At 41.3% G+C, this 26,283-nt stretch carries 22 protein-coding genes and 1 pseudogene; 20 read left to right on the forward strand and 3 right to left on the reverse strand.

What is annotated here, in order from left to right:
* Window positions 1-131 precede the first annotated feature (131 nt).
* Window positions 132-1,097 carry a LacI family DNA-binding transcriptional regulator gene (locus tag ACORHU_RS02345; protein WP_000226009.1) on the reverse strand — a complete coding sequence of 322 codons (966 nt, stop codon included), beginning with the start codon at window positions 1,095-1,097 and terminating at the stop codon, window positions 132-134.
* Complete coding sequence (locus ACORHU_RS02350; RefSeq protein ID WP_219966912.1) at window positions 1,078-2,532, reverse strand: sucrose-6-phosphate hydrolase; 1,455 nt, start codon at window positions 2,530-2,532, stop codon at window positions 1,078-1,080. Before ACORHU_RS02350 ends, ACORHU_RS02345 begins: the two co-directional genes overlap by 20 nt.
* A 380-nt stretch (window positions 2,533-2,912) precedes the next feature.
* On the opposite strand from ACORHU_RS02350, the gene ACORHU_RS02355 reads away from it, so the two are divergent.
* The gene (locus ACORHU_RS02355) at window positions 2,913-4,796 is read left to right on the forward strand and encodes a sucrose-specific PTS transporter subunit IIBC (protein WP_434364674.1); all 1,884 of its coding nucleotides are present in this window, start codon (window positions 2,913-2,915) and stop codon (window positions 4,794-4,796) included.
* Between the two features lie 149 nt (window positions 4,797-4,945).
* Window positions 4,946-5,833: a fructokinase ScrK gene (gene scrK / locus ACORHU_RS02360; protein WP_000164311.1), complete on the forward strand. Its 888-nt coding sequence runs from the start codon at window positions 4,946-4,948 to the stop codon at window positions 5,831-5,833.
* A 42-nt stretch (window positions 5,834-5,875) separates the two neighbouring features.
* Here the strand turns inward: scrK and ACORHU_RS02365 are convergent, their stop codons facing one another.
* Entirely contained in the window at window positions 5,876-6,493 is a 618-nt protein-coding gene (locus ACORHU_RS02365; RefSeq protein WP_000076170.1) for a TVP38/TMEM64 family protein, read from the reverse strand.
* A 183-nt stretch (window positions 6,494-6,676) separates the two neighbouring features.
* Between ACORHU_RS02365 and ACORHU_RS02370 the strand changes: the two genes are divergently transcribed.
* From ACORHU_RS02370 to ACORHU_RS02455, 18 genes and pseudogenes are all read left to right on the forward strand, one after another.
* Complete coding sequence (locus ACORHU_RS02370) at window positions 6,677-9,739, forward strand: DEAD/DEAH box helicase family protein (protein ID WP_434364675.1); 3,063 nt, start codon at window positions 6,677-6,679, stop codon at window positions 9,737-9,739.
* Entirely contained in the window at window positions 9,739-11,343 is a 1,605-nt protein-coding gene (locus ACORHU_RS02375) for an HsdM family class I SAM-dependent methyltransferase (protein WP_285306371.1), read from the forward strand. Before ACORHU_RS02370 ends, ACORHU_RS02375 begins: the two co-directional genes overlap by 1 nt.
* Window positions 11,336-12,574, forward strand: a complete 1,239-nt coding sequence (locus ACORHU_RS02380) for a restriction endonuclease subunit S (protein ID WP_285306372.1) — start codon at window positions 11,336-11,338, stop codon at window positions 12,572-12,574. Before ACORHU_RS02375 ends, ACORHU_RS02380 begins: the two co-directional genes overlap by 8 nt.
* A 20-nt stretch (window positions 12,575-12,594) precedes the next feature.
* Window positions 12,595-13,494, forward strand: a complete 900-nt coding sequence (locus ACORHU_RS02385) for an ATP-binding protein (protein WP_285306373.1) — start codon at window positions 12,595-12,597, stop codon at window positions 13,492-13,494.
* On the forward strand, window positions 13,488-13,784 hold the full coding sequence (locus ACORHU_RS02390) for an STAS-like domain-containing protein (RefSeq protein ID WP_285306374.1): 297 nt from the start codon (window positions 13,488-13,490) through the stop codon (window positions 13,782-13,784). Before ACORHU_RS02385 ends, ACORHU_RS02390 begins: the two co-directional genes overlap by 7 nt.
* Before the next feature lie 191 nt (window positions 13,785-13,975).
* Window positions 13,976-14,245: pseudogene (locus ACORHU_RS02395) on the forward strand (HigA family addiction module antitoxin); the annotation flags it as partial.
* 22 nt (window positions 14,246-14,267) lie between these two features.
* Window positions 14,268-14,672 carry a YbgA family protein gene (locus tag ACORHU_RS02400; RefSeq protein ID WP_285306396.1) on the forward strand — a complete coding sequence of 135 codons (405 nt, stop codon included), beginning with the start codon at window positions 14,268-14,270 and terminating at the stop codon, window positions 14,670-14,672.
* Window positions 14,656-15,021 (forward strand): TIGR02328 family protein, encoded by a 366-nt coding sequence (locus tag ACORHU_RS02405; RefSeq protein ID WP_285306375.1) that lies wholly within the window; start codon window positions 14,656-14,658, stop codon window positions 15,019-15,021. Before ACORHU_RS02400 ends, ACORHU_RS02405 begins: the two co-directional genes overlap by 17 nt.
* Window positions 15,022-15,177: 156 nt before the next feature.
* A complete protein-coding gene (locus tag ACORHU_RS02410; protein ID WP_285306376.1) occupies window positions 15,178-15,543 on the forward strand; it encodes a type II toxin-antitoxin system RelE/ParE family toxin in 366 nt (121 codons plus the stop codon).
* On the forward strand, window positions 15,533-15,826 hold the full coding sequence (locus ACORHU_RS02415) for a helix-turn-helix domain-containing protein (protein ID WP_261012838.1): 294 nt from the start codon (window positions 15,533-15,535) through the stop codon (window positions 15,824-15,826). The genes ACORHU_RS02410 and ACORHU_RS02415 overlap by 11 nt, the downstream gene beginning before the upstream one ends.
* Window positions 15,827-16,149: 323 nt before the next feature.
* Complete coding sequence (gene metE / locus ACORHU_RS02420) at window positions 16,150-18,399, forward strand: 5-methyltetrahydropteroyltriglutamate--homocysteine S-methyltransferase (RefSeq protein WP_414337880.1); 2,250 nt, start codon at window positions 16,150-16,152, stop codon at window positions 18,397-18,399.
* Between the two features lie 101 nt (window positions 18,400-18,500).
* Window positions 18,501-19,367, forward strand: a complete 867-nt coding sequence (gene metF / locus ACORHU_RS02425) for a methylenetetrahydrofolate reductase [NAD(P)H] (RefSeq protein ID WP_153197352.1) — start codon at window positions 18,501-18,503, stop codon at window positions 19,365-19,367.
* Window positions 19,368-19,975: 608 nt separating this feature from the next.
* Window positions 19,976-22,189 (forward strand): polyribonucleotide nucleotidyltransferase, encoded by a 2,214-nt coding sequence (gene pnp, locus ACORHU_RS02430; protein WP_434364676.1) that lies wholly within the window; start codon window positions 19,976-19,978, stop codon window positions 22,187-22,189.
* 15 nt (window positions 22,190-22,204) lie between these two features.
* The gene (cysE, locus tag ACORHU_RS02435) at window positions 22,205-22,822 is read left to right on the forward strand and encodes a serine O-acetyltransferase (protein WP_070481883.1); all 618 of its coding nucleotides are present in this window, start codon (window positions 22,205-22,207) and stop codon (window positions 22,820-22,822) included.
* An 11-nt stretch (window positions 22,823-22,833) separates the two neighbouring features.
* A complete protein-coding gene (locus ACORHU_RS02440; protein ID WP_434364677.1) occupies window positions 22,834-23,718 on the forward strand; it encodes a GNAT family N-acetyltransferase in 885 nt (294 codons plus the stop codon).
* Window positions 23,719-24,019: 301 nt separating this feature from the next.
* Window positions 24,020-24,541, forward strand: coding sequence for a dihydrofolate reductase family protein (locus ACORHU_RS02445; RefSeq protein WP_000301972.1), 522 nt, complete (start codon window positions 24,020-24,022; stop codon window positions 24,539-24,541).
* 17 nt (window positions 24,542-24,558) lie between these two features.
* Window positions 24,559-25,902 carry a cysteine--tRNA ligase gene (gene cysS / locus ACORHU_RS02450; protein WP_049534107.1) on the forward strand — a complete coding sequence of 448 codons (1,344 nt, stop codon included), beginning with the start codon at window positions 24,559-24,561 and terminating at the stop codon, window positions 25,900-25,902.
* Window positions 25,895-26,281 carry a Mini-ribonuclease 3 gene (locus ACORHU_RS02455; RefSeq protein WP_414366912.1) on the forward strand — a complete coding sequence of 129 codons (387 nt, stop codon included), beginning with the start codon at window positions 25,895-25,897 and terminating at the stop codon, window positions 26,279-26,281. Before cysS ends, ACORHU_RS02455 begins: the two co-directional genes overlap by 8 nt.
* Window positions 26,282-26,283 lie beyond the last annotated feature (2 nt).

Raw genomic sequence — 26,283 nt, forward strand, 5'->3', positions numbered from 1 at the left:
CGAATCGGTCTGAGTTTTCTTGTGCTTATACTCTTCGAAAATCAAATTCAAACCACGTCAGCTTCGCCTTGCCGTACTCAAGTACAGCCTGTGGCTAGCTTCCTAGTTTGCTCTTTGATTTTCATTGAGTATTAAATACTTTTTCCAGGTAATAGAGTAACTGGTAAGAAGTAACCAGTTGTCGCAACTTCCTTGCCTTCGATCTTTTGCAAGAGGAGGTCAACGGTAAGGCAGGCAATCTCTTCCAAGGGTTGCTTAATAGTAGCCAGTTGAGGATAGTAATTTTCTATAAAGTAGGTACCATCATAGCCAATGACCTTGAGTTCTTCTGGGACAGAAATACCTAGTTCTTGAGCAATTTTAATGACTAGAATAGCTGTTAAGTCATCCGAAGCAAAGATGGCATCTGGTTTTTGACGGGTCAAGATATTCTTGATTTCCATTTCTTTTCTGACAGGAGAAAAGTCACTGGAAACATTGATAATAGGTGCTTTGGGGAGAACAGATGCAAAGCCAGCGTGGCGTAGTCCGGTTGGCGAATTAGAATTGTCATTCCCTGTAATCATGATGATAGACTGGGCGCCTGTCTTAACCAAGGTCTGGGCTGCGAGAACCCCACCAGCATAATTGTCAGAGGAGACGACAGGAATATCTGGTGACAGATTTCGGTCAAAGGAAATAATCGGCGCTGTCACGCGATTGTAGTCTTCGATTCCCAAGTTGTGACTACCAGAAATGATGCCGTCTACCTGATTGGCTTCCAACATTTCGATGTATTCGCGTTCCTTCTCGGAATCGTGCTCGCTGTTGCAGATGATGGTCTTATAACCATTTTTGAAGAGTTGGTGTTCCAGCTTATCAATCAATTCTGCATAGAAAACGTTGGAAATATTTGGGAAAATCAAGCCGATTAACTTAGCTGATTTTCCTTGTAAACTACGAGCTAGGTTGTTGGGTTTGTAGCCCAATTCTCGCATGGCTTCATTGACCTTTTGAATGGTTTTCTCTGATAAATAGCCTTTTTTATTGATAACCCGAGAAACGGTAGTCGGGCTGACACCTGCAAGTTTGGCGACATCAGTTAGTTTTGCGACCATAATCTAATTCATAGTAAGTTCCAGTTGGGTTTCCAGATTTAATCAGGATCCCATTTTGGTCCGCATGTGGGAAGACACGACCAGAAAATACTTTTTCTCCTTTATTGATGAAAATTTCAAAGACAGAATTATCGATGAAAATCGTAGCAGTAGTAACCTGATTCTCGATAGGGCAAGAACGAGTTGTGCCAAATTCTTGGGCATACTGTTCACCAGCCTGGCTACGATCCACTGTCACTTGACCATTTACAAGGTCAAAGTTGATGGAAAGTCCCTTGCCTTCTTTATCAGCAAGTAAGATAATCTCGCTCTGGCTATTAGCTTCCAAGTTGAGTTCCAGTTCGTAAGTGTTCTTGGTTTGGGCACGGTTTGAGAAAGGTTCTTCAGAAGCACGAAGGTCCTTGATAGCTGCAACTGGGTATTGGTAGAGTTTGCCGTCTTTGATAGTGAGTTCCTTGACCAAAGAGAAGGTTCCTTGGTGGTCAAAACGGTCAGATGGGTAAGAAACATCTGGCAAGCCAAGCCAGCTAACAGCTAGAGCACGTCCATCAGGAGCGTTGAAGGCTTGAGTTGCATAGGCTTCGAAACCATAGTCCATGTTTTGAAGTTGAGATACATCTACCATTTTAGCATTTTCAGGGTCAAAGGAAGCCCCAATCTTATACATATTTGGAAAGATATTATCGTAGTCTAGAACGTTCTTATCCAATCCTTGTGGGCAGTAGAGAAGGACAGGTTGTTCCCCTACAAAGACTAGATTTGGACATTCCATCATGTAGGCAGTACGGTCGTTAGCAAAGTCAAGGTTGCCAACGGCTTGCCAGTTTGTGTAGTCGTTGTCTACAGCCTTGTAGAGACGGACGAAGCCTTTTTTCTCTAAGTCCTGTCCACCGACGATAGCATAGTATTGGCCCTTGAAGTTAAAAATTTGCGGATCACGGAAGTGGTCAGTAGAGTCTGCTGGCTGGTCGATCAAGATCTTATCAATCTTTGTAATCTTGCCATCCTTATCCATCAAAGCTCCAATCTGGTAAGGGTGACGGATCCAGTTTTCATCACGAACATTTCCTGTATAAAATAGGAACAAGTTATCGCCAAACTGCATGGCAGAACCAGAGTAGGCACCGTGGCTATCTAATGGAGTATCTGGTAAAACTTTGATTCCAGTTTCTGTGAAGTGAACCAAGTCCTCACTTTCCAATTGCACCCAAGATTTCAAACCGTGGGCTGCACCAAAAGGAAAATTCTGGTAAAAGAGGATCCACTTGCCATCAAAGTAAGAAAAGCCATTTGGGTCGTTGAGAAGTCCTGTTTTTGGCTCAACATGGTAATGAGTATGCCATGGAGATTGTGCTATATTTTTCTTTATATTTTGAATTTCTTCTTGCGTCCAATCTTCATAGGGTCTATAACGACGCTCAGTTGTCCATTCCATTTATTTTATTCCTCCAAAAATCTTATTACTTTTAATAGTAACCGTTTTCGGTTGAAAAAGCAAGTCTTTTATGTTAAAAAAGAGAAAAAACTGTCAAACGTTTATCACAAATCAAAAGCAGAAAATCAATCAACTATCTACAGAAAATTGAAAGAAAGTGAAATAAAGTCCTTTTTAACTCAGATTTTAAACTATTTTTTTAAAGAATGCTTTCATAAAACTCTCACAATCTATCAAAACAAAGGACCTTACTCTAAGAAACAAATATTTTTTCTGCAAAACGCTTGACATATTTCTAAAACATGATAAAATAATAGTCGTAGGGCGAATAAAATCGCTTTCAAACAATAACAAAATTTTATATAAGGAGATTTTTGCAAATGAACAATCAGGAAATTGCAAAAAAAGTCATCGATGCCTTGGGCGGACGTGAAAATGTCAACAGTGTAGCTCACTGTGCGACTCGTCTTCGTGTCATGGTCAAAGATGAAGGGAAAATTAATAAAGAAGTGATTGAGAACTTGGAAAAAGTTCAAGGTGCTTTCTTTAACTCAGGTCAATACCAAATCATCTTTGGTACAGGTACAGTTAACAAAATGTACGATGAGGTTGTTGCACTTGGTTTGCCAACATCATCTAAAGATGAGATGAAAGCAGAAGCTGCGAAACAAGGAAACTGGTTCCAACGTGCTATCCGTACTTTCGGTGACGTTTTCGTTCCAATCATCCCAGTTATCGTAGCGACAGGTCTCTTCATGGGGGTGCGTGGTCTTTTCAACGCTCTTGAAATGCCACTTCCAGGTGACTTTGCAACTTACACACAAATCTTGACAGATACAGCCTTCATCATCTTGCCAGGTTTGGTTGTGTGGTCAACCTTCCGCGTATTCGGTGGAAATCCAGCCGTTGGTATCGTTCTTGGTATGATGCTTGTTTCTGGCTCACTTCCAAACGCTTGGGCAGTCGCTTCAGGTGGTGAAGTAACAGCTATGAACTTCTTTGGTTTCATCCCTGTTGTTGGTTTGCAAGGTTCAGTTCTTCCAGCCTTCATCATCGGGGTTGTCGGAGCTAAATTTGAAAAAGCTGTCCGCAAGGTTGTTCCAGATGTGATTGACCTCTTGGTAACACCATTCGTGACACTTTTGGTTATGTCTATCCTTGGACTCTTTGTCATCGGACCAGTTTTCCACGTTGTTGAAAACTACATCCTTATTGGTACAAAAGCAATTCTTGGCTTGCCATTTGGTCTTGGTGGTTTCTTGATTGGTGGGGTTCACCAATTGATTGTCGTGTCAGGTGTGCACCACATCTTCAACTTGCTTGAAGTTCAATTACTCGCTGCTGACCATGCTAACCCATTCAACGCTATCATCACTGCGGCTATGACAGCCCAAGGTGCTGCAACTGTTGCGGTTGGTGTCAAAACTAAAAATCCAAAACTGAAAACACTTGCTTTCCCAGCTGCTCTTTCTGCCTTCCTAGGTATTACAGAGCCTGCTATCTTCGGGGTGAACTTGCGCTTCCGTAAACCATTCTTCCTTTCATTGATTGCTGGTGCAATCGGTGGTGGATTGGCTTCAATCCTTGGACTTGCTGGTACTGGTAGTGGTATCACCATCATCCCTGGTACAATGCTTTATGCCGGTAATGGACAACTTCCACTATACCTTCTGATGGTAGCTGTATCATTTGCCCTTGGTTTTGCTCTTACTTACATGTTTGGTTATGAAGATGAAGTAGAGGTTGCTGAAGAAACTACTACAGAACGCTTCGTTGAAGAAGCAGTTACTGGAAATGTTGTTGCTTTTCAAAATGAAACACTTATAACTCCTATCGTTGGTGATGTTGTCGCTCTTGCTGATGTCAATGACCCAGTCTTCTCAAGTGGAGCTATGGGACAAGGTATCGCTGTGAAACCTAGCCAAGGTGTGGTTTATGCACCAGCTGATGCTGAAGTTTCAATTGCCTTTCCAACAGGACATGCTTTTGGTTTGAAAACAACTGATGGTGCTGAAGTTTTGATTCACGTTGGTATTGACACTGTATCTATGAATGGTGAAGGTTTTGAAGCAAAAGTTGCCCAAGGTGACAAGGTGAAAGCGGGCGATGTTCTTGGAATATTTGACTCAAACAAAATCGCTGCAGCTGGTCTTGATGATACAACAATGGTTATCGTTACAAATACAGCTGACTACGCTTCAGTAGCTCCAGTCGCAACAGGTTCAGTTGCGAAGGGGGATGCTGTGATCGAAGTGAAAATCTAATCAATCCTCTCTAATGTGAAAACGAACAAATGACATGTTTGTTCGTTTTTGCTTGAATGGTAAGATTTACAGAGGAAAATCTAAAAAATAGAGAAATTTAGACTTTCGAAATATGCTATAATAAAGAAAATAAAAACAAGAGGTTTATCATGACAAAATTATATGGAAGCTTGGAAGCGGGCGGTACAAAGTTTGTCTGTGCTGTCGGTGATGAAAACTTTAACGTTGTAGAAAAAACACAATTTCCAACAACAACTCCAATCGAAACAATCGATAAAACCATCGAGTTCTTCTCGAAATTCGACAACCTTGCTGGTCTTGCAGTTGGTTCATTTGGTCCGATTGATATTGATAAAAACTCAAAAACCTATGGCTTTATCACAACGACTCCAAAACCAAACTGGGCAAATGTGGACTTGCTTGGTGCCCTTCGTCGTGCCCTAAACGTGCCAATGTACTTCACAACAGACGTAAACAGCTCTGCTTACGGTGAAGTGGTTGCCCGTAACAATGCTGGTGGTCGTATCGAAAACTTGGTTTACTACACAATCGGTACAGGTATCGGTGCAGGTGTCATCCAACGTGGTGAATTTATCGGTGGTGTGGGTCACCCTGAAATGGGTCATTATTATGTTGCTAGACACCCAATGGATATTGAAAAAGAGTTTAAGGGTGTTTGTCCTTTCCATAAGGGATGTCTGGAAGGCTATGCAGCTGGTCCAAGTTTGGAAGCTCGTACAGGTGTACGTGGGGAAAACATTGAACTCAACAACCCTGTTTGGGATGTCCAAGCCTATTATATCGCTCAAGCTGCGGTTAATGCGACAGTGACTTTCCGCCCAGACGTGATTGTCTTTGGTGGAGGGGTCATGGCTCAACAACACATGCTGGACCGTGTCCGTGAGAAATTTACATCTCTTCTTAATGGCTACCTACCAGTACCTGATGTGCGTGAATACATCGTGACACCAGCAGTCGCAGGAAATGGTTCTGCTACTCTTGGGAACTTTGTACTTGCAAAAGAAGTTTCAAAATAAAGCACAAAATCCGCTTGGGAAACCAAACGGATTTTTTATGTGTCAAAGCATTTGCCAGAAGAAGTCAATAATATAGGTTAGACCGTAGGTATAAACCACGAGGGTAAAGGGCTTGGTCAGAATGATGATAGTCATATAGCGCTTGAAACTCATCTTGGTCAGGGCAGCCAGCATACAGAGAAAGTCAGCTGGACTAATGGGCCAAATCATCATAAAGATAAAGAAACGGTCAAAACGATTACCCTTATCCAACCAGCCGATATACTTGTCATAGGTACGCTTGCTGACGACGGACTGGACAAAGGCAGCTCCGTAGAGGCGCACAAGATAAAAGATAATGGCACAGCCAATCACGATGCCGATATAGTTGTAGATAGTCCCGATGATGTGTCCGTAGATAAAGACGCCAGCCACCGAGGTCAAGGCCCCAGGAATGATAGGGACGACCGTCTGTAAAATCTGTAAAAAGATAAAGAGAGGTGGCCCCCAGATACCTGCCTGCTGGATAAAGGCAGAGAGGGTTTCCTTAGACTGTAAAACCCCAGCCTGATAAGCCCAAATACAGAAAATCAAACTCCCAACCCCACCGACAATCGATGAGATATTGATAACTTGCTGCAAAAGGGGAGACACAGCTTTCATTTGTTTATCCTGTGACATGTAAACTCCTCATAGATAGTATATTTCTACTATACCATATTTTGGAGGAGAAAGGGGAAATGGGTGTTTTTACAATGGGAAGAGTGATGGAATTTGAGTCTAAACATGCTATAATAGACCTAGTATAAAATTTGGAAATTTCAGGATATGAATAGTTCAAATGAAACGTAAGGAAGGTTTGCGATGGCAAGACGAAAAGATTTTTCTGAATTAACAAGAGTACAAATCCCAGCAGCTCTGCATTTGATGCGAATGGGTTATACCTATCTTTCTCGTAATAGTAAAGAAATTGAAGAAAGAGACCCAGATACCAATATTCTTGTATCTGTTTTTAAGGAGCAATTTTTAACATTTAATAATTATTTGACAGATGAAGATTTTGAGAGAGAATTGGCCAATATTAAGCTGGAACTGGATCAAAATGATTTAGGGCGCTCCTTCTTTAAAAGGATACAGGGACAAGAAGGTGCTGTTTATATCGATTGGGAAAATCCTGAAGCCAATACCTTCCATCTGGCGCTTGAAGTCACTTGTCAAAATGGACAAGATGAATTTCGCCCGGATATAGTTGTGTTTATCAATGGACTTCCCCTTTCTTATATCGAAGTTAAACAACCAAATGCTATCCGTGATGGCAAGACGGGGATTCAGTCGGAACAGGACAGAACCAGATACCGTTTTGAAAATCGTAAGTTCCGTCGTTTTAACAATATTACCCAGTTGATAGCTCTATCTGATAATTTGCCTTATATCAGTGGCCAAGGTCAACAAAAACAGGGATCTTACTATGCTTCAAATGCCTATTCAAAAACCAAGTTTAATGCTTTCAAGGAAGAAAGAGAAGTAGATTTTCTTGGTTCAATTGTACCTTTAAGAGATGAACAAATTGACTTTGTCCTTGAGGATGTGAAGCGTTTTGTTCTCAAGTCTCAACCAGAATTTGCAACAAACTTACAGCCCGACACTCCTTGCAATACTTTCCTGTCTTCTTTGTATCAAAAAGAACGCCTGCTTTTCATGCTTCGTTTTGGGCTGGTATATGTAGAGGAAGAAAGTAAGGAAGGTCAGATACAATTGCAGAAGCATGTCATGCGCTATCCGCAGTATTTTGCAACTCGTGCTATCGAAGAGACTATCGCAAGAGGTATCAAGAAGGGCGTTATCTGGCATACACAGGGTTCAGGTAAGACTGCCCTGGCTTTCTTCAATATCCGCTATCTGACCAATTATTTTTCAAAACAGGGGATTGTTCCGCAGTTTTACTTTGTCGTTGATCGCTTGGATTTGGCAGACCAAGCCTTTAAGGAATTTACCAAAAGAGGTCTAAAAGTTAAGCGTATCAACAATCCTAGAGAACTTAATCAAAAACAAGATGGCTATGATGTGGCTGTCGTCAATATCCAGAAGTTCAAAGATGATTCAGACCTGACCGACCGCTCTGGCTATGACCTTAATCGTCAAAATGTCTACTTTATCGATGAGGCTCATCGCTCTTATAACGAACGAGGTTCTTATCTGCCAAATCTATACCAAGCAGATACCAATGCAATCAAGATTGCTCTGACAGGAACTCCTTTAATTACTTATAAGAAAGATGGCAAAACTAAGGAAAGTCATGCGACCACACGTGATATTTTTGGGGACTATATCCATAAATACTACTACAACCAGTCTATAGATGATGGTTTTACCTTGCGTCTCATGCGAGAAGATATCGAGACGTCCTATAAAGATAATCTCAGAGCAATTAATGAAGAAATCCAACGTGGGGATTTATCCAAAGAAGATATCTTTGCTCATCCGCACTATGTGGAACCTATGCTTAATTTTATTCTGGAGGACTTTAATCGTGCGCGTGATCTGGTTTTTGATGATCAGACTATTGGTGGAATGATTGTCTGTGATTCGTCCAAGCAGGCGCGTGAGCTTGAAAAGCAGTTAGAAGAACGACGAAAGGATGGAATAACCAACTTGACCTCTGCTCTCATCCTCCATGATGAGGGAGACAAGGAAGAGAAAAAGGAAAAGGTGGATGCCTATAAAGAAGGTAAGATTGACCTCATTATCGTCTATTCGATGCTCCTGACAGGTTTTGATGCGCCTCGCCTCAAGCGTCTCTATCTAGGTCGCAAGATTAAGGCTCATAACCTTCTCCAGACTTTGACTCGTGTGAATCGTCCTTACAAGGACTATCTCTTTGGCTATGTAGTTGATTTTGCGGATATTTCTAAGGAGTTTGACAAGACTAATCGTGCATATCTGGAAGAACTCAATCAAGAGTATGATACGACCCTGACTGGGGAAAATGGAGAGGATGTGTTTGGGTCGCTCTTTGTGCCAGCAGAGGAAATTTCTCAGGAACTAAGCAAGACAGAGCGCATCCTCATGGACTATCCAACCTTTAATCTAGAGTTCTTTTCTCAATCAATTGATGATATCAAGGATAGAAAGCAACTAAATGAACTCCGAAAAGCTTTAGAATCGGTTAAGCAATACTATAATATCGCCCGCTTACTTGGTCATGACCATTTGCTCGAACAGATTGATATTACTCAGATTGCAACTCTGCTTAATGTGATTTCAAGACGCTTGCTGACCTTGTCCCTGATAGATAAGCCAGATGATTTTTCTAGTCGCACCCTTTTAAATATTGCTATGTCTGAGACCAGTTTTAGTTTTGTCAAGATTGCGGAGGAAGAACTCCGTCTAGCGGCCAATGACCTAGAAGATTTGAAGCGTCGAGTTGCTGGAGGCATCATAAAAGAGCGTGATGAGAAAGATCCTGAGTGGGTCTCTCTCTACGAAGAATTTCAGCGCATCATGAAAAAACACCTGATTCATGGGCAAGAAGGCTACACTATGGAAAACATCAAAGAAATTCAAAAAGAGTATGAAGAGCTCTTTAAGTCAGTGGAAGATTATCATACTCATATGAGACGTTTGACTATGAATTTTGACGGAGATGAAATGGCAGCACGTTCCTATAAACACGTAACCAACTCGACTATGGTCAGTGATTTTCCTGCTATTTACCATGTTATCAAGGGTTCTAAAGTCAGACTAGACCGTAAAATCGGTCAAAATCAAGGAGTGCTCGATAACGAGGACTTTCTCAAGAAAATGATTCGAGAAGAAGCTCGGATTGAAATGAAAACCAACCAATCTGCAAGTAGTTTGACAAGACAGGATTTTAATTATATCGTCGAGTCGCTATTTGAAGGATATGAAGAGGAATACCAACATTAATGAATGAAACATATAAAGTCCAAGTCCAAGACTTGGTAGATGATTTGAAAGCAGTCTTTACTCATGCAGGACTAGGAGGAGAAGCGGGTGAGTACAAACTCCTCACCCAGTCCTTCCTCTACAAGTTTTTAAATGATAAGTTTTTATATCAAGCTAAGGTGCTGGATGAATCCAACACTTATGAAAACTTGTTAGCAATGAGTGAAGATGACTATGACTGGCTCTTGGAGGATATCGGTACCAGTACGGCTTGGCTCAAGTCAGAGCAGTTGATAGAAACGCTTCACCGTCAGCAAAATGAAGCGACTTTCTACGAGAGCTTTGAAAATACCCTCAACCAGATCGCCATTGATAATAACGATATCTTCTCTGTGCATACAGACGGAGATACGGCTATTCGTCTCTTTGACGAGCGTTTGATTACAGATACCATCTCAGATAGCAGTAAGCGTAACGAAGTGGCAAAAGCCATCATCAATCTCCTTGCACGCGTCAAGTTTGATGAGACTATTTTTTCACAAGGCTTCGACTTTTTCTCTACTCTCTTTGAGTATATGATCAAGGACTACAACAAAGATGGTGGTGGTAAGTACGCTGAGTACTACACGCCTCACTCTGTGGCTAAGATTATCGCTGATATTCTTGTGGGAAATGACCAACCATCAAACGTGCGGATTTATGACCCGTCTGCTGGTTCTGGAACCTTGCTGATGAACCTGGCTAGTCGTATCGGTGTGGATAAGACCACTGTCTATAGTCAGGATATCTCGCAAAAATCATCCAATCTCCTCCGTCTCAACCTCATCTTGAATGGACTTCAACACTCCATCCATAATATCGTGCAGGGAAATACCATTATCGCCAACCGTCATCCTGAAAAGATGGACTATATCGTCTCCAACCCTCCTTTCAAGCTGGACTTTTCAGAGTGGCGTGACCGAGTGGAAAGCTTGCCAGAAGCCAGTGAGCGTTTCTTTGCAGGTGTGCCAAAGGTTCCAGCTAAGTCTAAGGACAAGATGGCGATCTATGAGCTCTTTGTCCAGCATATCATCTACTCTCTGAAACCAGATGGCCAGGCAGCCGTAGTCCTACCGACAGGCTTTATCACTGCCCAGTCAGGGATTGATAAGGCCATCCGTCAACATTTGGTGGACCATCAAATGCTGGCGGGTGTCGTTTCCATGCCGTCTAATATCTTTGCGACGACAGGTACCAACGTCTCCATCCTCTTTATCGATAAGAAAAATAAGGGCGATGTCGTTCTTATCGATGCCTCAAACCTCGGAACCAAGGTCAAGGAAGGCAAGAACCAAAAGACCGTGCTCTCTCCTGAGGAAGAGCAGAAGATCGTCGAGACCTTTATCAAGAAAGAAGCCGTCGCGGACTTTTCTGTCGCGGTCTCTTATGAGGAAATCAAGGAGAAAAACTACTCTCTCAGCGCAGGTCAATACTTTGACATCAAGATCGACTATGTGGATATCACAGCAGAAGAGTTTGACGCCAAGATGACCGCCTTTCAAAATAAACTCTCAGACCTCTTCCGGCAATCACATGCCTTGGAGCAGGAAATTGAAGAGCAAATGAAGGGGTTGAAGTATGAGTAAGTGGAGAAAAAAACAACTACAAGAAATTGCTTTTTTAAAACCAACGGAAACTCTAAAAAAAGGAGATATTGCTCCCAACATACCGATGGCAAACATTAAAGAATTTCAGAGAGATGTTTTAAAAATTGATTATGGTGAATTTAGGGGTGGAACTAAGTTTAGAAATGGTGATACCCTTTTAGCAAAAATTACTCCATGTTTAGAAAATGGGAAAACAGCATTCGTCAATTGTCTTCAAGAGGATGAAATAGGCTTTGGGTCTACGGAATTTATTGTTTTAAGAGCTAAAGAAAATATTGACGAGCGGTTTTTGTACTATCTATCAATTAGCCCGGAGTTCAGAAAACAAGCGATTAGTCTGATGGAAGGAACTTCAGGTCGAAAAAGAGTAAATGAAAATGCTTTGAAAATCTCAGATTTTTTGATTCCAGGTTTAGAAGAACAAAGAAAAATTGCAAATATTCTCTCAGCAATTGATGATAAAATCCAAATCAACAACCAAATCAACCAAGAGTTGGAAGCTATGACTAAGACCCTCTATGACTACTGGTTTGTGCAGTTTGATTTCCCAGACCAGAATGGCAAACCCTACAAATCATCAGGCGGAAAGATGGTCTATAACCCAGAACTTAAACGCGAGATTCCAGAGGGGTGGGGAGTGGCAAAAGTAGAAGATATAGCTCAAACTGGTTCTGGTGGAACCCCAAAATCTACAAATGTTTCATACTATTCAAATGGTGAAATACCATGGATAAATAGTGGAGAGTTAGAGCAAACTGTTATTACAAGTACTTCTAATTTTATTACAGAAGAAGGGTTAAATAATTCTAGTGCGAAGTTGTTCCCTAGTGGGACAATTCTAGTTGCTATGTATGGAGCAACGGCAGGAAAAGTTAGCTTCTTAACTTTTGAAGCATCAACAAACCAGGCAATATGTGCGATTATGTTAACAGATATTAGGATGCGTTATTATCTCAAAAATGTAATTGAGGACTTGTATCAGTATCTTGTTAAGTTGAGTACAGGTTCTGCAAGAGATAATCTCTCACAGGATATGATTAAAAATATAAAAGTAGTTATCCCTTCAAATGATATTTTAGATAGATTTTATGATTTTTCTAATAATATTATTAAAGAAATAACTAAAAAACAACAAGAAAATGAACAACTCACCCAACTTCGCGATTGGCTCTTGCCAATGCTGATGAATGGACAGGTGAAGGCGGAGTAGAGGAAAGAAAAGAGGAATAAATGGATACGATTGTACTTCCTAAGCGTTTAAATAAAGAATCAATTAGAGAGGTTGTTATTAAATTTAGAGACTACGTAACTAATTCAGAAATTGGTTCGGAGATTCAAATTGATATGAGAAGAATTGAATTCTCTGAGCCTTCTGGTATGGTTTCCTTGAGTAATATTATTAAATGGGCTGAAAAAAACAAGCAGATTGAGGTTACATTTGTTGTTGATACTGATATAGACAATGTTGAAAATAGGAAAGTGATGAATTATTTATCTGATTGTGGATTCTTTAAGAATTTTGGTCAAGAGGGTATTTTCAAAAAACCTAGTTTACGGCCTACGACATTGACTTTGAAACATGTTGAAACAAGTAGAATTAATCAATGGAAACAATTAGATCTCATGATATGGTTGCAGAAACAGACGAAGAGAAAAAATGATTTTTCATCAATCTGTGTAGCTATTGACGAGATATTTAATAATATTTCGGATCATTCAACTGAAAAAATAGGTTGTATCTTTGGTCAGTACTATCCAAAGAAGAACGAAATCATTATCTCAATATCAGACTTTGGTGTAGGAATACCGACGACTATTCGTGAAAAATTTAATTTAGAATTATCAGATAATAAGTTGATAGAATATGCACTACAAGAGGGAGTTTCTTCTCAATCTGTACCACAAAATAGAGGTGCAGGCTTGTCTAATATAATGAATACTTTAACAAAAAATGAAGTTTCTAAAGTGACAATTCTTTCAAATTGTGGTATGATTGAAATATTTAACAACGAAATTGTTAAAACAAAATCTTTTATTGAGTCATATCCAGGTACTTTTTTCGAATTAGTAATTGATGTATCTAATGAACATCTATATGACTTAGAAGAAGAGGAGGAGTTTTTATGGTAACGATTGAAGTGAAAAATATTGTGAACAATTATTCAGATAATCAATCGGGTTTAGTTATACTTGACAAAATCAAAAGAGCATTTGAAGCGAATCAAACAGTCGTTATATCGTTTGAATCGGTTCCATATGTAAGTACGTCATTTGTTAATTCAGCATTTATTAATTTATTAAGTGATTATTCATTTGAGCGAATTAGAAAAGATTTAAAAATTATTAATTCAAATTCGCAAATTAATTCGTTAATTAAAAATCGATTTGCATTTGAAACGTCAAAAATTGCAGTAGTATAGAATCAATGTAAGAAAACCAGCCAAATTTATGTTTGGTTGGTTTTTATTTTCAAAAGATGCTACAATTAAATTACCTAAAAGATAATTTAATTTGATCAAATCGGTTGATTGTAGAATTTCGTGATGAGGACTTAGAAAAAGTGTTTCCAAGTCCTATTGAAATCATAAAAAAGAGGGGGTCAGCGATTACTATGAGTAATAAAATTGTTGAATACAAAGATCTGATTGCTTTTCATCCAGGTCAGTATGTTGAAGAGTTGATTGAAGAGTATAACGTAACGCAGAAGGAATTTGCGAAGCGTTTGGGAGTTTCAGCAAAGACTGTCAGCAAGCTCGTCAATGCTGAGGAGTCCATTAGTAAAGAAATGGCTCATAAGTTAGCCAAGCTAAGCGGAGTTTCCATGCAAACCTGGCTCAATCTACAGAATGCTTACGATGTAAAAATGGCAGAGTTCTTAGAGTAAACATGGTATAATGTCAATTATGAATAACAACAATCAACGTGCCCTTTGTCAACAACTCTGGGCGGAAAATAAATACCTTGTTTTGAGCCATTCTAGCAATATTTACAAGGATATTCGCCAGTATCTCAAGCAAGAAGTGGTGGAGCTGAGTCAGGTTCAAGAGATGATTGACCGTGCCTGCCAGATTCCAGAACACAGAGGTCAGGTTTGCAATGCTTTTCAGCATATTTGGGGCTATTTCAAAAAGAAAGCGACAGATGCTGAGCGCAAGGACTATATGCTCTTGTTGGATCGCTACCGCTTTGGTCAGGCTTCTAAGAAAGACTTGATCACTAAGACTCGAGATTTGCTTGAACGATATCCAAATACCTACTTGCAACATTCGACTTTATTGAAAGGAGACTCCCATGAGACTTTGGCATGAGGACTTAATTTCACAACTCCCTCGTCCTCAACTCTTGGGACAACATCGAGAGTGTTGTGCCCTGCGTGGCAATGGCTGGGGCAGAAAGCATGCGACGGTGGACTATGTCTTTACTCACTCGCCCTATCGTCTCTATGCCTATCATCGCTTGATCATGAAGGAAATGGCTGACCGTGGCTATAATGTCAGTTCAGAGTGGCTGGACAAGAACTACCGCGGTAAAACTTGCCCTTCTTATCAAGACTTAGTAGAGGAAAAGTTGACTAGTCCTATATACAGCGAACATGACGTTGCCTACTATGAGGAGTGTCTGGCTAATCTCCGAGAGAAGGGGATTGAGCTGAAGTAAACGTAAGAATTATCAGCATTTTATAACTCTTTTCGTAATTTTTTCGAATAATAAAGATGAGACCTTTAGAGTTTTTCTAAGGTCTTCTTTTTATGAGTGTTCAGATTTACTTTTAATAACTTTTGAGTTATAATTAAATTAGAAAGAGGTAGCTTGGTGCATACGATTTACTTCTATAAGGACAAAAATAGAAACGAGCCAGTTTTGGATTATATGAGAGAATTGGCTAGTCAGAAAAGTAAGGATAGCCGCATCAAACTCAATAAACTAAATGACTATATCGAGTTGCTTAGTCAGCATGGGTCGAGAGCTGGGGAACCCTATATCAAACATTTGGAAGATGAGATTTGGGAACTAAGACCACTGAGAGATCGAATTTTATTTGTAGCATGGGTCGATGGTAGTTTTGTTCTTTTACATCATTTTGTCAAAAATATTCAGAAAACTCCTAGAAGAGAGATTGAAAAAGCCAAGCGTGAGTTGAAGGACTTAAAAGAAAGAGGGTTAAGTGATGAAGAATAGTGCTATTGGGAGTAACTGGAAGGATGTCAGGTCAGAACTCTTTACCAAGGAGGAAATTCTTGAAAGTGATATGCGAGTGGTTATTATGAGTGAGTTGATTGAGGCCAGACATGAGCAAGGAATCAGCCAGAAAAAGCTAGAAGAACTTAGTCGAGTAAGCCAGCAGGTTATAGCTAGGATGGAAACAGGTAAGACTAGTCCTCAGTTGGATACGGTCTTGAAAGTTTTAGCCAGTTTAGGAAAGACATTAGCAGTCGTCCCCCTCGAACAGAGAAAGAGTTGATAGAAAGAAGTTGGAAAACTTTAACAAATTTAACAGTTATAGTGCCTCAAGTGTATAATATAGAAAAATCAACCTATAGTCTTTTCTAATAACAAGCCATAGTCACTTATAAGAATTACTAATAACGCGTTTGAACCGTCTAACTGAAATAAAGCTATAAAACAAGCTACACAAAGGATTTGAGGTATTTGTCTCAGGTCTTTTTCTTTTTTCTAAAATGGAGATATAGTTTCAAACTATATCAAAGCCTAATTTTTTACAATTATACAGATGATTTCTTTTCTGTTAAGATAGTTTCAACAACAAATTTTGGAGGACACATCATGTCAACTACAATCATCGGTTTCCCTCGTTTGGGCGAATTCCGCGAATTAAAATTTACAACTGAAAAATACTTTAGAAAAGAAATCACAGAAGAAGAACTCCTTGCTGCAGCAAAAGACTTGCGTGCTAAACACTGGAACATTGTCAAAGAAAAAGGCATCACTGAAATCCCATCAAATGACTTTTCTCACTATGACAACTTCCTAGATGCAGCTTTCCTTTTCAACGTGGTACCTGCTTCAGTTCAAAACTTGGACTTGTCTGATCTTGAGCGCTACTTCGCTTTGGGTCGTGGTTACCAAGGAGAAAAAGGGGACGTTCGCGCCCTTCCAATGAAGAAATGGTTCAACACCAACTACCACTACATCGTTCCTAAATTTGAAAAAGACACTCAAGTTAAACTTGCAGGTCACAAGATCTTCGATGAGTTCCAAGAAGCAAAAGAACTTGGTCTCAACACTCGTCCTGTTCTTGTAGGTCCATTCACTTTCCTTCAATTGTCAGATTTTGAAGAAGGCGTGAAATCAGAAGACTTCGTAGACAGCTTAGTGGCTGCTTACCAAGAAGTTTTTGCAAAATTGGCTGAACTTGGTGCAACTCGCATCCAATTGGATGAAGCGGCTCTTGTAAAAGACTTGACAGCTGAAGAAAAAGCTCTCTTCTTGAATCTCTACAACAAACTCTTGGCTGACAAAAAAGGTCTTGAGGTCTTGCTTCAAACTTACTTCGGAGACGTTCGTGACGTTTACGCTGACCTTGTGAAATTGCCAGTAGATGCTATCGGTCTTGATTTCGTTGAAGGTAAGAAAACTCTTGAATTGGTTAAAGGTGGTTTCCCAGCTGACAAGACTCTCTATGCAGGTATTGTCAATGGTAAAAACATCTGGCGCAACAACTACGAAAAGAGCTTGGCTGTTCTTGAACAAATTCCAGCTGAAAACATTGTCTTGACAAGTTCATGCTCACTTCTTCATGTGCCATTTACAACTGCTAATGAAGAATTTGAACCAGCAATCTTGAACCACTTTGCCTTTGCAGTTGAAAAATTGGATGAAATCCGTGACTTGGATGCTATCCGCAACGGTCAAGGTGAAGAAGCACTTGCAGCCAACAAAGAACTCTTTGCGACTGAGCGTGTGGGTGAAAATGCGGAACTTCGTGCGCGTATCGCTGGATTGACGGACGCAGACTACACTCGTTTGCCAGTCTTTGCAGAACGTGAAGCTCTCCAAGAAGAAGCTTTCAAACTTCCAGCTCTTCCAACAACAACTATCGGTTCATTCCCTCAAACAAAAGAAGTTCGTGCTAAACGTTTGGCTTACCGTAAAGGTGAATTGTCTCAAGAAGAGTACGATGCTTTCCTTGCTGAAACAATTGACGAATGGATCAAATGGCAAGAAGACATCGACTTTGATGTCCTTGTTCACGGTGAGTTCGAGCGTAATGACATGGTTGAGTACTTCGGTCAAAACTTGTCAGGTTACCTCTTCTCTAAAAATGGTTGGGTACAATCATACGGTATGCGTGGGGTGAAACCACCAATCATCTGGGGTGATGTCACTCGTCTCAACCCTATCACTGTTAAATGGTCTAGCTATGCACAAAGCCGTACAAACAAACCTGTTAAAGGTATGTTGACTGGACCTGTTACCATCCTCAACTGGTCATTCCCACGTGAAGACATCTCTATCAAGGATTCTACTCTTCAAATCGCCCTTGCTATTAAGGATGAAGTGCTTGACCTTGAAGCTGCTGGTGTGAAAATCATCCAAATCGACGAGGCTGCTCTTCGTGAGAAATTGCCACTCCGTCGTAGCGACTGGTACGAAGACTACCTTGACTGGGCTATTCCTGCCTTCCGCTTGGTACACTCAACAGTAGCGCCAGACACACAAATCCACACTCACATGTGTTACTCAGAATTTACAGATATCATCCCAGCTATCGACAATATGGATGCAGATGTTATTTCCTTTGAAGCTAGCCGTTCAAACCTTGAAATCTTGGACGAACTCAAAGCGAAAAACTTCCAAACAGAAGTGGGCCCTGGGGTTTACGATATCCACTCACCTCGTGTGCCAAATGAAGGCGAAATCGACCACACAATCGAAGCCATCCTTGCTAAAGTGCCAAGCAAGAAAGTTTGGATTAACCCAGACTGTGGTTTGAAAACACGCGGTATTCCAGAAACAAAAGAAAGCTTGATCCGCCTTGTTGAAGCAGCTAAAGCTGCGCGTGAGAAATTGTAAGACAAGATTTCTCTAGAAGCACTGTTTGGTCAATTTGCCCGTTTTACTTGGATTCTAGGAATCCAGCTAACGAAAAAATCAACTAGAAAAGGATAATGACTATGTCACGCCAAACACCGTCACTCTCATTTGAAGTGTTCCCTCCAAACCCAGCAGTGGGTAATGATAACATTATTTCTGCTCTTCAAGATATGCAGGAGTTGGCTCCCCACTTTATCAGTGTAACTGCCAGCAATAATAAATTTAATATCAAGGAAACGACGGTCCGTTTGGCTGACTTTATCCAAAATGACTTGGCGATTCCGACTATTGCTCACTTGCCAGCTATCTATTTGACCAAGGACAAGGTTGCTGAAACCATTGCTGACTTGGACAAGGTTGGGGTGCAGAAAATCTTGGCTCTTCGTGGGGATATCATTCCAGATGTAGAGCCACAGAAAGATTTTCGCTACGCAACCGACTTGATTGAGTTCATTAAGGAACAAGCCCCTCACTTTGATATTATTGGAGCTTGCTATCCAGAAGGGCATCCAGATTCGCCAAGTCAGATTTCAGATATCCAAAATCTCAAGAAGAAAGTGGATGCAGGCTGCTCGAGCCTTGTAACTCAGCTTTTCTTTGACAATGAGCGCCTCTATGATTTCCAAGACAAGTGCATCTTGGCTGGGATTGATGTTCCCATTCATGCAGGGATTATGCCAATTCTGAATCGAAATCAGGCTCTCCGTCTCTTGAAGACTTGTGAGAATATCCATCTTCCACGCAAATTTAAAGCCATCTTAGACAAGTATGAGCATGACCCTGAGTCGCTCAGAGCAGCAGGACTTGCCTATGCAGTGGACCAAATCGTGGACTTGGTAACTCAAGATGTTGCAGGTGTGCATCTTTACACCATGAACAATGCGGATACAGCAAAATACATCCACCAAGCAACTCATGCCTTGTTTAATCATCAGTCTCTAGGATAATAAAAAGCAAACCATTCTTCTCAAGTGAGGGGAATGGTTCCTTTTTAATGGTACAGACCGCACTTTTTAAGAAAAATATGATAAAATAGACTCTGTACGTACTTGATACAAAGATGAGGGTATTTAAGTTTCAAAGGCTTTGTCGATTCTCAATTTTATGACAGAAATTTTTTAATAATTTGTTCTTTTCAGTATTTAGTTTGAGCGACACGAACGAGTCAAATCGACGTTATTTGACGAGAGAGTTAGTAAAGCATTTAGCTAATCGCCTGATAGCGATTAGCGTGAAAGGTTTAGATACTTTAGTATCAAAACTTTCTAATGATTTGTATCTTGATTAATTGAACCCGGCCGAAAAGCTGTGTAAAAAAGATAAACTGTCTTGTCTTCATCGAATACTTCGTCAGTTTCCTATTTTTACTTTGCTTTTGAAGTCCTTGGTATCTTGAGAATTGAACACGCCTACAACTCTGTGGAAAAAGATAAATCTGCCTAAGAGCAGTCGCTCCGTCGTCCGATTTCCTATTTTCCTTTGAGTTGCTTAACGGCTTAGTATCTTGATTTTTGTAGACAAGACGTATAATATTATCAATCCAAAGGGGATTAAAATGACAAAACAAGTGTTTCAAACGACTTTTGCGGGTCGTGAGTTAATCGTAGAGACTGGTCAAGTTGCTAAGCAAGCAAATGGCTCTGTTGTCGTGCGTTACGGTGAGTCAACTGTCTTGACTGCTGCAGTTATGTCTAAGAAGATGGCAACTGGGGATTTCTTCCCACTCCAAGTCAACTACGAAGAAAAAATGTATGCGGCTGGGAAGTTTCCTGGTGGCTTTATGAAACGTGAAGGACGTCCTTCAACAGATGCGACTTTGACAGCGCGTTTGATTGACCGTCCAATCCGTCCTATGTTTGCGGAAGGTTTCCGTAATGAAGTGCAAGTGATTAACACAGTACTTTCTTATGATGAAAATGCCTCTGCACCTATGGCAGCTATGTTTGGTTCTTCTTTAGCGCTTTCTATCTCAGATATTCCATTTGACGGACCAATCGCTGGGGTACAGGTTGGCTATGTGGATGGTCAAATCATCATCAACCCTACGCAAGAACAAGCAGAGCAATCTCTCCTTGAATTGACAGTAGCTGGTACCAAACATGCCATCAACATGGTAGAGTCTGGTGCTAAAGAATTGTCAGAAGAAATCATGTTGGAAGCCCTTCTTAAAGGGCATGAAGCTGTTAAAGAATTGATTGTCTTCCAAGAAGAAATCGTTGCCGCAGTTGGTAAGGAAAAAGCAGAAGTAGAATTGCTTCATGTGGATGCTGACTTGCAAGCTGAAATTATCGCGGCCTACAATAGCGACCTTCAAAAAGCGGTCCAAGTAGAAGAAAAATTGGCTCGTGAAGCTGCAACTCAAGCAGTCAAAGACCAAGTAACTGCAGTTTACCAAGAAAAATATGCGGATCACGAAGAATTTGACCGCATCATGCGTGATGTGGCTGAAATCTTGGAACAAATGGAACACGCAGAAGTGCGCCGTTTGATTACAGAAGACAAGGTACGTCCTGACGGTCGTAAGGTCGATGAAATCCGTCCTTTGGATGCGGTTGTTGACTTTCTTCCTCGTGTGCACGGTTCAGGTCTTTTCACTCGTGGACAAACTCAGGCTCTTTCAGTCTTGACCTTGGCTCCGATGGGAGAAACTCAAATCATTGATGGTTTGGATCCAGAGTACAAGAAACGCTTTATGCACCACTATAACTTCCCTCAATACTCTGTAGGGGAAACAGGTCGTTACGGTGCGCCTGGTCGTCGTGAAATTGGTCACGGTGCTCTCGGTGAGCGTGCCCTTGCTCAAGTCTTGCCAAGCTTGGAAGAATTCCCATACGCTATCCGTCTGGTAGCAGAAGTCTTGGAATCAAATGGTTCTTCGTCTCAAGCTTCTATCTGTGCGGGAACTCTTGCCCTTATGGCTGGTGGTGTGCCAATCAAGGCACCAGTAGCAGGGATTGCCATGGGTCTCATCTCAGATGGAAACAACTATACAGTCTTGACAGATATCCAAGGTTTGGAAGACCACTTTGGAGATATGGACTTTAAGGTTGCAGGTACTCGTGACGGGATTACAGCCCTTCAAATGGATATCAAGATCCAAGGGATTACTGCAGAAATCTTGACGGAAGCTTTGGCCCAAGCCAAGAAAGCTCGTTTTGAAATCCTTGATGTGATTGAAGCAACCATTCCAGAAGTTCGTCCAGAATTGGCTCCAACTGCTCCGAAAATTGATACCATCAAGATTGATGTGGATAAAATCAAGATTGTCATCGGTAAGGGTGGAGAAACCATCGACAAGATTATCGCTGAAACAGGCGTTAAGATTGATATTGACGAAGAAGGAAATGTGTCTATCTACTCTAGCGACCAAGATGCTATTAACCGTGCTAAAGAAATTATTGCTGGTTTGGTCCGTGAAGCTAAGGTGGACGAAGTTTACCGTGCTAAAGTAGTTCGTATCGAGAAATTTGGTGCCTTTGTCAACCTCTTTGATAAGACAGATGCCCTTGTTCATATCTCTGAAATGGCTTGGACGCGAACTAACCGTGTAGAGGACTTGGTAGAAATCGGTGATGAAGTCGATGTTAAGGTTATTAAGATTGATGAAAAAGGACGTGTGGATGCTTCTATGAAAGCTCTTCTTCCTCGTCCACCAAAGCCTGAGCATGATGAAAAGGGTGAGAAGTCTGAGCGTCCTCACCGCCCACGTCATCACAAGGACCACAAACCTAAGAAAGAATTTACAGAAACACCAAAAGATTCAGAATAAGAAAAGGAGAAATGTATGGGATGGTGGCGCGAAACCATTGATATCGTAAAAGAAAATGATCCAGCGGCCCGCACCACTTTGGAGGTTTTACTGACTTATCCAGGTGTCAAAGCCTTGGCGGCCCACCGTCTTTCACATTTTCTCTGGAATCACGGCTTTAAACTCTTGGCTCGTATGCACAGTCAGTTTTGGCGCTTTTGGACTCAGATTGAGATTCATCCAGGTGCTCATATTGATTCAGGTGTCTTTATCGACCATGGTTCTGGTCTGGTGATTGGGGAGACAGCGATTGTTGAAAAAGGCGTTATGCTTTACCACGGAGTAACTCTTGGTGGAACTGGTAAGGATGTTGGCAAACGCCATCCGACCGTGCGAAAGGGAGCTCTCATCTCTGCTCATGCTCAAGTCATTGGACCGGTAGAAATCGGTGAAAATGCCAAAGTCGGTGCTGCAGCGGTTGTTGTTGCAGATGTTCCTAGCGATGTGACGGTTGTCGGTATTCCTGCTAAGATTGTCCGCCTTCATGGTAAGAAGGATGAGCCGGTCATTCACGAAGTCGAAGAAAAACGAGAGTACTATGTCAATAAACTTGAGCAGGCTAAAGATGCCAGTCACAGATCTTCTGGTTTGTAGAGGATATCTATATGATTCAAGCAAGGAGTGAGTTAAGCCAAGAGGAGTTATCTGAGGCGAAAAAACTAATTAACTGTTGTCAAAACTATGACGGTACCTATCGTGAACCCTATCTCTCTAACATGCTTAATTTTGACCCAAACATGCCCGCCTTTTTCCTTTATTATGAAAAAGGCGAACTTGTTGGTTTATTAACTGTCTATGCAGATGATCAAGATGTAGAAGTGACGATACTGGTTCATCCAGCTCATCGCCGTCAGGGAATTGCACGTGCATTGCTTACTAGTTTTGAGAGAGAAACAGCTTCTTTTCCGATTCGTTCAGTTACTTTTCAGACAGAGCGTGTTTTTCTAGATAGTTATCCTGATTTTGTCAGCAACTGGGGATTGGTCGAGGACGAGGATACAGAAACCTGGTTAGGTAAGGGTAGAAGACCTTATCCGTTAGCAAAGGTTTCTAATCTTGAAGTTTTGTTAGCAGATAGTTCGTATCAGGAGCAAATCAGTCAGTTAAAATTTCAGGCATTCTCAGAGGAACATGAATCTAGAGAAGTTGTGGATAGATATGTCGCTGAAGCTCTGAAGGATCCAGAAAGTCGCTTATATATTTTGTTAAAAGACGGTCAGGTTATTGGAACTTGCACGGTAGATTTATCGACTAATACGAATTACTTCTACGGTTTAGCAATATCGGAACCTGAACGTGGGAAAGGCTATGGAAGCTATTTAGCAAAATCCCTTGTCAACCAACTAATTGAGCAAAACGACAAGGAATTTCAGATTGCAGTGGAAGATAGCAATGTAGGTGCCAAACGCTTATATGAAAAGATTGGCTTTGCCAAACAGACTCAGGTGGTTTATCTGAATGATAAAGGAGCAAGGGATTCCGAAGTGTAGAGACATTCGAACTGAAATTCAATTGAACTCTTAGTGATGAAACTAACTGTGCTCGGATTTTAGTTTTCCTGACTATTATTTTATGATTAAAATCTATGACACCTTGAGCCGGAAGTAGACAGGAGAGGCGCTTGAATGTTTAAGAATGAACCGTTCTGCTACAGATTGGAATTGCTGTTTTCTGGCTTATTTTTCTTGTCCAGCAAGGATTTTACTGAATACTTTGATTAGCTTATGTCTAATCATCTGGGTCTATCCCGCTAAGTAAAGGCGAAGCAGAACTAGAAAGGAAACTACAAGAATGGCAGTATATTTTTACGGCTGTATCACCATGGATGGCTACTTGGCAGACAGCCAGCACAGGATAGACTGGCTGCATCAGCTTGGTTCTGTAGAGGATACAGGCTATGATGACTTTTACAGGCAAATGGATATCACCATCATGGGCAAGCGGACCTTTGAGGAAATCCAAGATTTGCAAGATGTAGAACGTTTTTATCAAGCTACGGAAAACTATGTCTTTACGCATGATAGGCACCTGCCTGTCAGCAATTACCAGCCAGTAGCTGGGGATGTGGTGGACTTTGTTCGCCAGATTGACAAAGGCAAAAATATCTTTGTGATTGGTGGTAATTCCTTGGTAGGACCGCTCTTGGATGCGGATCTTTTCGACCATCTCATTATTCAGATAGCGCCCCTTATCCTAGGAAAGGGGGTTCCCCTCTTTACCCAAGAGGAAGGACAGCGCTTTTACCAACTAGATAGCCTCAGACAATTTGGTCCTTTTGCAGAGCTGGTTTTCAGCCGAAAAAGTCAGAAATAGAGAAGGGAGTGGACCGCATGATTAAAATTTACGACACCATGTCTCGTGATTTGCGAGAATTTGTCCCGATTGAGGACGGCAAAGTCAAGATGTATGTTTGTGGGCCAACCGTGTACAACTATATCCACGTGGGAAATGCTCGTTCAACGGTAGCTTTTGATACCATTCGTCGCTATTTTGAATACCGTGGTTATGACGTCGCCTATATTTCCAATTTTACGGATGTGGATGATAAGATTATCAACCGTGCCAAGGAAGAAGGTATTACGCCTCAGGAGGTTGCGGACAAGTACATCGCTGCCTTTCGTGAGGATGTGACAGCCTTGGGCGTCAAACCTGCGACCCGCCATCCGCGTGTGGTGGAGTTTATGGCTGACATCATCCGCTTTGTGGAAGATTTGATTGGAAAAGGTTTTGCTTATGAGAGCCAAGGAGATGTCTATTTCCGTGTGGAAAAATCCCACAACTATGCCAAGTTGGCTAACAAAACCTTGGAAGATTTGGAACTAGGTGCTTCAGGTCGTACCGATGAAGAAACGGCTCGCAAGGAAAATCCTGTAGACTTTGCCCTCTGGAAATCTGCCAAACCAGGCGAGATTTCTTGGGACAGTCCTTGGGGACCTGGTCGTCCGGGCTGGCATATCGAGTGTTCGGTTATGTCAACAGAGATTTTGGGCGATACTATTGATATCCACGGTGGTGGAGCCGACCTAGAGTTTCCACACCATACCAATGAAATTGCCCAGTCAGAAGCCAAAACAGGCAAGACCTTTGCCAACTACTGGATGCACAATGGTTTTGTTAATATCGACAATGTCAAGATGTCCAAATCCTTGGGCAATTTTATTACCGTACATGATGCCCTTAACACTCTTGATGGGCAAGTCCTTCGATTCTTCTTTGCGACTCAACATTATCGCAAGCCTATCAACTTTACAGAAAAGGCAGTGCGCGATGCAGAGACCAATCTCAAGTATCTGAAGAACACTTATGAGCAACCATTTACTGGAACTGTAGATGCTCAAGAGTTACAAGCCTTTAAAGATAAGTTTGTAGCAGCTATGGATGAAGATTTTAACGCTGCCAACGGTATCACAGTTGTCTTTGAAATGGCCAAGTGGATCAATTCTGGCAACTATGATGCAAGTGTTAAGGAAGCTCTTGCGGCTATGTTAGAGGTCTTTGGAATTGTCTTTATTGAGGAAGTTTTGGATGCAGAGATTGAAGACTTGATCCAAAAACGCCAAGAAGCGCGTGCCAATCGTGACTTTGCGACAGCGGACCAGATCCGTGACCAATTGGCTGCTCAAGGGATTAAGCTACTTGACACCAAAGATGGAGTGAGGTGGACACGTGATTGATGTCAATCTCATTAACGGGATTGCGCTAGCCTTTGAAGGAGATGCGGTGTATTCTATGTATATTCGCCGTCATCTCATCCTCAAAGGCATGACCAAGCCCAATAAACTCCACCAAGAGGCGACCAAGTATGTTTCAGCCAAGGCTCAGGCTCGCCTAATTTCCCTCATGTTGGAGGAGCAAGTCCTGACGGAAAAAGAAGAGGAAATCTACAAACGTGGTCGCAATACTAATAGCCACACAAAGGCTAAAAATGCCGATGTGGTGACTTACCGTATGTCCACAGGTTTTGAAGCAGTCATGGGCTATCTTCATATGACTGAAAATCTGGAACGTCTTGAGAGCTTGATTTTGTGGTGCATCCAAAAAGTGGAGGTCTAGGA

The sequence above is a fragment of the Streptococcus sp. KHUD_015 genome, assembly GCF_051106265.1.
Lineage (GTDB): Bacteria > Bacillota > Bacilli > Lactobacillales > Streptococcaceae > Streptococcus.